At 61.1% G+C, this 8,081-nt stretch carries 7 protein-coding genes; 5 read left to right on the forward strand and 2 right to left on the reverse strand.

Annotated features, from left to right (window positions below):
• Positions 1–285 precede the first annotated feature (285 nt).
• Together AB0I51_RS47820 and AB0I51_RS47825 are read left to right on the forward strand one after the other, a co-directional pair.
• Entirely contained in the window at positions 286–648 is a 363-nt protein-coding gene (locus AB0I51_RS47820; protein WP_362985731.1) for a PadR family transcriptional regulator, read from the forward strand.
• Entirely contained in the window at positions 649–1,227 is a 579-nt protein-coding gene (locus AB0I51_RS47825) for a hypothetical protein (protein ID WP_362985733.1), read from the forward strand.
• Positions 1,228–2,218: 991 nt separating this feature from the next.
• Here AB0I51_RS47825 and AB0I51_RS47830 read toward each other — a convergent pair.
• Entirely contained in the window at positions 2,219–3,337 is a 1,119-nt protein-coding gene (locus tag AB0I51_RS47830; RefSeq protein ID WP_362985735.1) for an ISAs1 family transposase, read from the reverse strand.
• Positions 3,338–3,539: 202 nt separating this feature from the next.
• Here AB0I51_RS47830 and AB0I51_RS47835 point away from each other — a divergent pair, with 202 nt between their 5' ends.
• Positions 3,540–3,779 (forward strand): hypothetical protein, encoded by a 240-nt coding sequence (locus tag AB0I51_RS47835; RefSeq protein WP_362985737.1) that lies wholly within the window; start codon positions 3,540–3,542, stop codon positions 3,777–3,779.
• A 244-nt stretch (positions 3,780–4,023) separates the two neighbouring features.
• Here AB0I51_RS47835 and AB0I51_RS47840 read toward each other — a convergent pair whose 3' ends face one another.
• Positions 4,024–4,320, reverse strand: coding sequence for a hypothetical protein (locus tag AB0I51_RS47840; RefSeq protein ID WP_362985743.1), 297 nt, complete (start codon positions 4,318–4,320; stop codon positions 4,024–4,026).
• Between AB0I51_RS47840 and AB0I51_RS47845 the strand changes: the two genes are divergently transcribed.
• Both AB0I51_RS47845 and AB0I51_RS47850 read left to right on the forward strand, forming a co-directional pair.
• Positions 4,213–4,962: an ATP-binding protein gene (locus tag AB0I51_RS47845; RefSeq protein WP_362985741.1), complete on the forward strand. Its 750-nt coding sequence runs from the start codon at positions 4,213–4,215 to the stop codon at positions 4,960–4,962. The genes AB0I51_RS47840 and AB0I51_RS47845 overlap by 108 nt on opposite strands.
• Positions 4,963–5,105: 143 nt before the next feature.
• Positions 5,106–7,472, forward strand: coding sequence for a S8 family peptidase (locus AB0I51_RS47850; protein ID WP_362985739.1), 2,367 nt, complete (start codon positions 5,106–5,108; stop codon positions 7,470–7,472).
• The last annotated feature ends 609 nt before the right edge of the window (positions 7,473–8,081 follow it).

Genomic DNA, 8,081 nt, shown 5'->3' on the forward strand with positions numbered 1-8,081 from the left:
CCCTGCTGCCATGCGTCGGCCCTCACGCGATCACCCGATCAGGAACCCTGTTCGACCGGCCCAGCCTCGTGATCGATAAGCGGATGACGTCTAAGCACTGACCACGACGTTCAGAGTTGGCCTCGCGATGTCACTGTGTCAGGCAGACGCTCAGCCATGGAATCTCAAGGACGATCGCTAGAGATCTTCAATGGCTGGGGTTACGGGGGGGGCGTGACGACCGGTGGCCGGATCCGCCCAGAGGTCGCCAGTGCCGGGTTGACACGCTCGCGTAGTATGCATTGCATGGTAGCTGGCAAAGCAAGCAATCACGTGGAGGCCCGCGGTGTGAGCCAGCTACGCAAGGGCGTGCTGGAGTACTGCGTCCTGGCGTTGCTGCGTGACAGGCCCCGCTATGGGGTGGAACTGCTGGAGGCTCTTGCGGATACGCCGGTCATGGCGACAAGCCAGGGGACGCTGTATCCGCTGCTGTCCCGTCTGCGCAGAAGCGGCCTGACGGACACGTTCCTGATGGAGTCGCCCAGCGGGCCGTCTCGCAGGTACTACGAGCTGACCGACCAGGGTCGGCAGGCCCTGGACGAGTTCTCCGGGCACTGGCCCAGTTTCCGTGATGCTGTTGACCGTTTCCTCGTTTCTGGAGCTGAATAAATGAGCGACTCCCTGACCCACCCGCTGGTTCGCACCTACCTGGCCTCGGTCGACAGAGAGGCAGCAGTGCTGTCCGACGACCGGCGCCGTGACCTGGTGGCAGACCTGCGCGAGCACATCGAGTCTGTGCTGCCGCAGGGCGCCGATGACACGACGGTCCAGCAGGCCCTGGACCAGCTCGGCACCCCCCGGGAGATCGCCGCCGCCGCGATCGCCGAAGAGCCCGGCGTCAACCCGCTGCAGCCGGAAAGCAACGCGCGCACCACTCTGACCCTGGGCATGATGGTTTTGGCTGCCCCGTTCTTCTGGGTCCTTGGTATCGGCCTCGTACTGGCCGTCCCTGCCGCCGTGCGGATCTGGCGCTCTACGGCATGGACCAGGCAGGACAAGCGCCTGGGCGGCATCTGCGCCCTCTCGCCCCTACTGGTGACCCCCGCGGTTGCCGCACTGTTCGCTTTCGCCGACGGCCTCGGGCCGGCCGAACTCATCGGCGCATTCTTGATCGCCATGGTGATCCCGCTGGCCGGAGCCATCCGACTGGGACGCAGCGCCGCACGCCTGCACCCACACGCAGCCTGAAAGGCCCGCCCCACGGATCCTGCTCCGAGCAGGACATGGCCCACCTGACCGCCGTCTCGCACGACAGCCTGCGCCGGGTCGGCCCCGTTCACCGGTTCCGCCACATAGACCTTCAACGCCACCTTGCATCCCGCCCTGTTCCACAGGGGCCGTCAGCACCGGATACCTCAAGCGGCACCTGCTGCAAGGTCATCACGCTCGCTAGTTAGCAGTCTCCGATCCTCCGTGCAGCTCGGGCAATTGGTGTGCAGCAGGGGGGAATGGCGTCCTACCGTGGTCGTGTGACTGATATGTGGATGCCTCTCTCGATTCGTCAGGGCGCCGGTGAGGTGGTGCGTGACGAGCCGTCCCCTGCCCTGGTGGTGGCCTTGCGCCCGTGGATCGAACGGGCTGTACGCAACGAACGCATCGGCGATCGGATCATGCTGCGCTGTGAGCTCGTCTGCGGGCCGGGAGTAGATGTCGACGACGCAGATTTCGTGGCTTGGCATACACCGAAGGAGCAACTGCTCGACATCGTCGACGCGGTGCTAGACCTGCTGCCGTTCGGGATTCCACCGAATGTGACACCGATGAAGAAGATGGAGGGCGTCCAAGCCCGTACGCTGGACACGGTCACGCTCGCCTTCGCGCGAATGTCGTACTCCAAGTACCACGGGCCTCTGAAGCAACTGTTGGCCGATGGCCGGTCTGCCTATGCGGTCCGATTTGATGGCCGAGGCTTGGTGCGGCGGGTCGATTCGACGGTTGCCGCGCTGGTCGGTGTCGCCTCCCTCACTGCCCAGCAGCCGGAGCGGGGATCGGCTGCAGCGCATCTTCGGCGTGCCTACACGGACGCCTACGCTCTGCATCCTGATCCGGTGCGCGCGTACAGCGAGTCTGTGAAGGCGGTGGAGTCCGCGATGCACGAGACGCTGGAACCGAACAACTCCAAGGCAACGATGGGCACCATGCAGGGCTTCGGCGTAGTCGCACGTCGCCCGGTTTGTGATTATGCGAGGCCGAGGAGGGTGAGGGGCCGTCGGGGGGCGCGGGCATTGCGGCGGAGGCCGGCCGCGATGTTCTTCACTCCGGCTGCCCGGAGTGCTCCGATGGCGAGGTTGCGCCAGGTGGCCATGACGCGGGGTGCGTTGCCGGTCCGCAGTTGTGAGGCGTCTTCGGCGAAGGTGGTGTCGCGGACATGATGTAGAGACTCGATCTTCCAGTGATCACGGATGAGTTGGGCGAGCCGGGGCGCTGTGGCCTGGGCGGCGGTGAGGCTGGTGACCGCGTAGACAGTTGTGATCGTGGTCTTGCCGGTCTTTCGGTCGGTGCGGCGGCGCTTGATCTGGATGGCCTGGCGGGCGCCGGGGAAGAGCAGGTTGCTGACGGTGGCGGCCTTGATCCGGCGGATCTCCGAGCGGCCGTGGCCGACGTCCCTGACGCGTCCTTGGAGCGGAATGTCCGCCCAGGGCAAGGATTTCAGCTGCTTGCGGAGCTTCTTCCGGTTGCCCTTGACGATCACGATGTAGTGAGCCCTGCGGTCCAGGAGGTAGACGGCGTGCTCGCGCTGGGTGTGCATCGCATCGCTGGTCACGACCGTTCCGGCGAGGTCGGCGAGGGTGTCGAGCAGGGGCTTGAAGCATGTGATCTCGTTTGTCTTCTCGCCCACGTCGAGCTGGCCCAGGACCAGGCCGGTGGTGTGCTCAAGTGCCGCGAGCAGGTGGATCTTGCGGCCGTTGCTCTTCGCCGCACCGCGCAGACTCTTGCCGTCGACGGCCAGGCCGCGCAGCCCGGCCGCCTTGTGGCGTCGATCGGCGAGCCAGCGTCCGATCGCCCGATCCAGTGCATCGCCGTCGACCCGCGAGAGCAGTCGGCGGACCGTCGTCTCGGCAGGCGCCGACCGTCGTGGCAGGAGCGGATCGGGACGTACGCCGACCTGTTCGAGGACGTGCAGGGGCGCATCGGTGATCCACTCATCCACCGCCAGCAGTGAGGTCGCTCCGGCGAGCACCGCGCACGCGGTCAGCGCGAGGACCACGGCCAGGGCGTGGCGCACCCCGCGTGGATCACGCGGGTCCGGCACCTCGGCCAGACGTTCCAGCAGGCCAACGACCTCCCCGGCCGCCACCTCCGGATACTCGCGGAGCTGGTCAAACGCAGGCGAGATCAGTGATGATGCGTCGGCAGGCACGGTCTTCCACTCAGATCACGGGGCGTAGAGAACTCCATGATCTTGGAAGCCGTGCCTGTCAACGTTCCCAGAGCACCACCGAACTGACAGAACGTCACGAACCGGGCGACCTGCGACTACGCCGAAGCCCTGGGGCACCATGCTGCGCGAGATACGTCAGCACCCCGAGCGGTTCGTCGTCGCGATCCCAGGAAGGGGCGGTACGGAAGGTCTGTCTGCGGTCGAAGCGATGGTATCGCTGCTGTGGACCGGGCAGACGAGCCGGCACGGAAGTCAACAGCCGACGCCGGAAGAATCGGAGGCGCAGGCGCAGATGGCCGTTCACCTGGCCGGGGCACTGGTCCAGTGGTTCAGTACAGGAGCTATCCGGCGTCAGTGACTAATGAGCACCGCCTCAAACAAGCTGGTGGAGGTGTTGTGCCCCAGGCAGCGTGCGCAGATGCTCGATGTGTTCCCAGACTGACTAAGGATCAAGCTTTCTGGGGATCTTCCGGGCCTAAGGCACCGGCTGGGAGTAGGCTCCAGCTCCACTGAGCGGTGTCTGCGAGGATGGTGTCACAACCTGAAAGCTAATCCTGGGAGGACCCGTGGCGCGTGCTGACTTGCTCTTGGCGCTTGTTAAGTCAGGAGCAGGGGGAGACGAGCTTGCCTTCAGGCGCGCCGCTGAAGCGCTTATCGCAGAGGAAGAAAGTAAGAGACACGGGGTTCTTGCGTCCCAACTCGCGGATGCGTTGACGAAACGTCGTCATGCACCAGGCAGCCAGGTTACCTCGCTTGCGCGCACCAGCGAAGCTGCAGGCCTTTTTCATGAAATGGAACCAGAAAAACGCATCACTGATTTGGTTCTCACTGGAGAAGTTCGACTTGCAGTGAATGAACTCATCGAGGAGCACCATAGGCGGGACCTTCTCCGCAGCCATGGGGTCGAACCAAGACATCGACTACTATTCGTAGGGCCGCCTGGTGGGGGAAAAACTACCTTGGCCGAAGCAATCGCTACTGAACTTGCTATTCCACTTCTGAGTGTGCGATATGAAGGCCTAATTGGCAGCTATCTTGGTGAAACAGCAGGACGAATGGAAACGTTGTTCGCCGCCGTTAGGGTGCGGCCATGCGTACTATTCTTTGATGAATTTGACGCTGTGGCGAAAGAGCGAGGTGATACCCATGAAACGGGCGAGATCAAGAGGGTAGTTAGTTCACTACTACTACAAGTAGACAAACTTCCTAGTCATGTCGTTGTAATCGCAGCCACGAACCATTCGGAACTCCTGGATCGTGCGGTATGGCGGCGCATGCAGCTAAGACTAGAACTTCCTCATCCTACGCGTGCCGGCCGGCTTGAGTGGCTTAGCGCATGGTCTGAGCGCACGGGTGTGGAATTCGGCCTTTCTCTAAGAACGATTGCGGAGCGCCTCGACAGTGTCAGCTACGCAGAGCTAGAGGAATTCGCACTAGATGTACAGCGCAGGTCCATTCTTTCTGGTCCAGAGCCAGATGCCAGAGAAGTGACGCAGCGCGTTCTGCAGCATTGGTCAGTTCGTGTGGAGGCGAGTGAATGACAACTGCGGGCGGCGAACTTTCACGATCACGGCCGGTAATTCTTGCGGACCCAGGTCCCTCCGTGCAGTTCAGCACAAGGGGAGGCGGCAATGCACGAATCGAGATCCGTGGCGGGGGACGTCTAGATCGTTTGAACGCCCGAATGGATGCAGCAGCCGAGGAGTTGGCGACTCAGATCCAGCTAAGTACTTCGATCCAAGACGCTGATCCCCAATTGGTACTCGTTTTCGAGGCAATCGAGGAACAGATCGACCTGCAAAAGGTGGCGCAACGTCTCGGCATGGAGGTTCTCGTTGAGACGGAAGACGAAGCTGATCCAGATAACGAGTTCGTGCTAAAGTCAGCACGTCCTCGAAACCCAACAGTCAGTTCCTGTCTTCATGCCGTGTGTCTAAACAAGCGGGCCTTTGACCAGCTGCTGAGTAAATGGCGGGCATGGAAGCGAGGGGAGAAGCTGCCACGCGGTTACGCAACGCTGCGTGATCTCTTTGCGCACCTCAAGGACGTTCGGCCATGGGGTCCGCAAGACCGGCTCAAAATGGTTGAATGGGAGGACCATTTTGCCGGGCAGATCACTGAAAGACTGTTTGAAGTCGAACTGGAACTTTGGTATCGGAAATCCGAGGGTGCACGTAGTAAGGCTCACAGTGAGGTAGTTTCTCTGGTCGCCCAGGCTGGCGGAGAGGTTAAATCTTCCGCAGTCATCGACAGCATCGGGTATCACGGCATTAAATGCTCGGTACCGACCGAGGTTCTCGTTGACCTCGCCAACGGTCGATTTGATGCCGTCCAATTGGTTAAATCGGCCAACGTTATGTATTTTCGTGTCACGGGGCAGGCGATGCCTGTGGCTGGCCAGCCTGTTGATTCAAATGTCGAAGCTCCTACTACGGTTCCTTCGAATCTACCTCCGATCGTTTGTCTATTGGATGGCGTGCCTGCTGCCAATCACCCGCTCCTTAAGGATCGAGTGATGGTGCACGACCCGGACGACTTGACGAGTGGTTCCACGGTAGAAGAGCGGAAGCACGGCACTTGGATGTCCTCAACGGTAATTTGGGGAGACCTAAGTGCCGGGCGGAACGCTTTGACGCGACCCGTGTTGGTTAGACCTATTCTAGCTCCATCGGACGAAACCGCTGATCGGAGTGAAGAACTGCCTGCCGGCCAACTAGCTCCCGACCTCATGCTGAGGGCATTTCGTGAATTGTTCGAAACGCATGACGGCGTGGGCCCTGTAGGTTCCGATATTGCGATCGTTAACCTTTCCGTCGGAGACCCCGCCACACTGTTCGACACTATTATTTCATCCTGGGCGCGTATGTTGGACTGGCTCAGCTATCACTACGGCGTCCTCATTGTGGTATCAGCTGGTAACCATAAACGTCTCCCCCTAGGTGAATTGAACTCTGACCAACTTGTGCAGTTGCGAGGCGAGGAGAGACGGCGTGCTGTCCTCGAAGCCCAAAAGCGGGACCAGTTTCACCGCCGCATAATTTCACCGTCTGAATCGATCAATGCGATTACGGTAGGGGCAATTCACGATGATGCGTCTGGCGTAGATCCTGTTGGGTATGTGGCTGATCCAGCAGATGGCCTTGTGAGTGTCAGTCCCTTTACCGCGATTGGTACGGGCTACAGAAGGAGTCTGAAGCCTGAGTTGTCGACAGCTGGCGGTAGGGCATTCTTTCGAGTACCGCCACAGCCGAGCGATGAGATTACCTTTGTAGGTGCCTCTTCTCGTGGACCAGGCATTAAAGTGGCGGCCCCTGGGGCTGGCCAAGAAGTTTTCATTGCGGGAACAAGCCCCGCTTGCGCCTTGGTTACTCGTGAGGCAGCCAGACTTTATGAGCTAGTCGACGAAATTTCGGATGGCCGACCGTTAACGCGACGCCAACGTGCAGCGGCTGTCAAAGCCCTACTGGTGCATGGGACAGATCCTCTGCAGGGCGTGTCTCCGAGCGATTTTCCTTTGGAGCGCGCGCTTGGAAATGGCGTGCGGGCTCGCGCTATGGCGGACGGATGCGCAGCAAATGAGGCGGTGTTGCTTTTTTGCGGCTCCATCGGGGCATTCGAGGCGCAAGAGTTGACCTTTCCGCTGCCCGACGGTTTGAGTGTGCGAGAGGTGAAAAGGATCGATGCCACTCTTGCTTGGCTCTCTCCTGTAAACTGGAGGCACCGGCAATATCGAAAAGCTGCACTATCGTTCGTTAAACCCAATGGAGACATTCCTGGCCTGGGGACTCCTGTTGGTCTTTCCACTAATTCCGCGACGCGAGGGGCGGGGACAGTCCAACATTTGAGCTGGGAAACGCAAAAAGCGTTCGCGTATGGGCGAGGCGCCGGAATGAGCATCCGTGTCAAGTGTCTGGAACAGGCGGGCGGCCTAGAAGGAGAGAAGGTGCCTTATGCGGCGGTACTTTCTCTCTGGGTTGCTCCATCCGTTGGCGTTGACGTTTACCAGCAGGTGCGGGAGCAGTTGCGCAGCAGAGTGGATGTTCGTGCCTAACGGTCGGCGCGCTCTGGGAGGTGAGTTGTGACGTTTGGCCGGTAGATTCCAAGGCCGGTGTAGCGGCTTTGGGGTGGAGTTTCAATGACCGAGTCAAACCTGTTGGGCGCTGTCCACCAGTGAGGACGGCGCCTCGCCTCGGAGATCGTCTGTGCCTCAGCCGACGAAAGTCAGCCACGGCGGCGGCTGCACCGACCGATCAGGCGCGCGTGTGCCTCGCTGTACCCCCACTGACCTCAACCACGGTGTCGGCTCTGTACCGTCGACGAGAGCAACGTGTCCGGTTGCTCCAGTTGGGCACTGAGAGTCGGAGTTCCGCGAGTGCTGGGTTAGCCGCGAGTCTTGGGTACTCGCCGCTGAATTGCGTCAGCACAAACTCCCGAAGGACCCAGCCAGGCGTTCTTGAGATCAACTCGTTCGCAGACCGCCCCAGCCACGACGTACTCCTTCTCTGGCATCAGGTTGCTGATCGCCATGAGCGCGGCGCGGGCGCCGGCCGGGCTGGAGCGGGGCGGAGACAGACATCCGATGCGGTTGATCAGTCAAGCGGTGTTGGGGAAGGCGGTCTGTTCGTCGTAGGGGATGTGGTGGGTGAGGCAGTGGTGGAGG

This window comes from Streptomyces sp. NPDC050549 (assembly GCF_040655035.1).
Lineage (GTDB): Bacteria > Actinomycetota > Actinomycetes > Streptomycetales > Streptomycetaceae > Streptomyces.

What these genes read in the sequence shown, in the direction of transcription:
- AB0I51_RS47835 (WP_362985737.1), top strand. Translation starts at nt 3,540, where the DNA reads ATGCTGCGCGAGATACGTCAGCACCCCGAGCGGTTCGTCGTCGCGATC.
- AB0I51_RS47845 (WP_362985741.1), top strand. Translation starts at nt 4,213, where the DNA reads ATGGAACCAGAAAAACGCATCACTGATTTGGTTCTCACTGGAGAAGTT.
- AB0I51_RS47825 (WP_362985733.1), top strand. Translation starts at nt 649, where the DNA reads ATGAGCGACTCCCTGACCCACCCGCTGGTTCGCACCTACCTGGCCTCG.
- AB0I51_RS47850 (WP_362985739.1), top strand. Translation starts at nt 5,106, where the DNA reads ATGGATGCAGCAGCCGAGGAGTTGGCGACTCAGATCCAGCTAAGTACT.
- AB0I51_RS47840 (WP_362985743.1), bottom strand. Translation starts at nt 4,320, where the DNA reads ATGGCTGCGGAGAAGGTCCCGCCTATGGTGCTCCTCGATGAGTTCATT.
- AB0I51_RS47820 (WP_362985731.1), top strand. Translation starts at nt 286, where the DNA reads ATGGTAGCTGGCAAAGCAAGCAATCACGTGGAGGCCCGCGGTGTGAGC.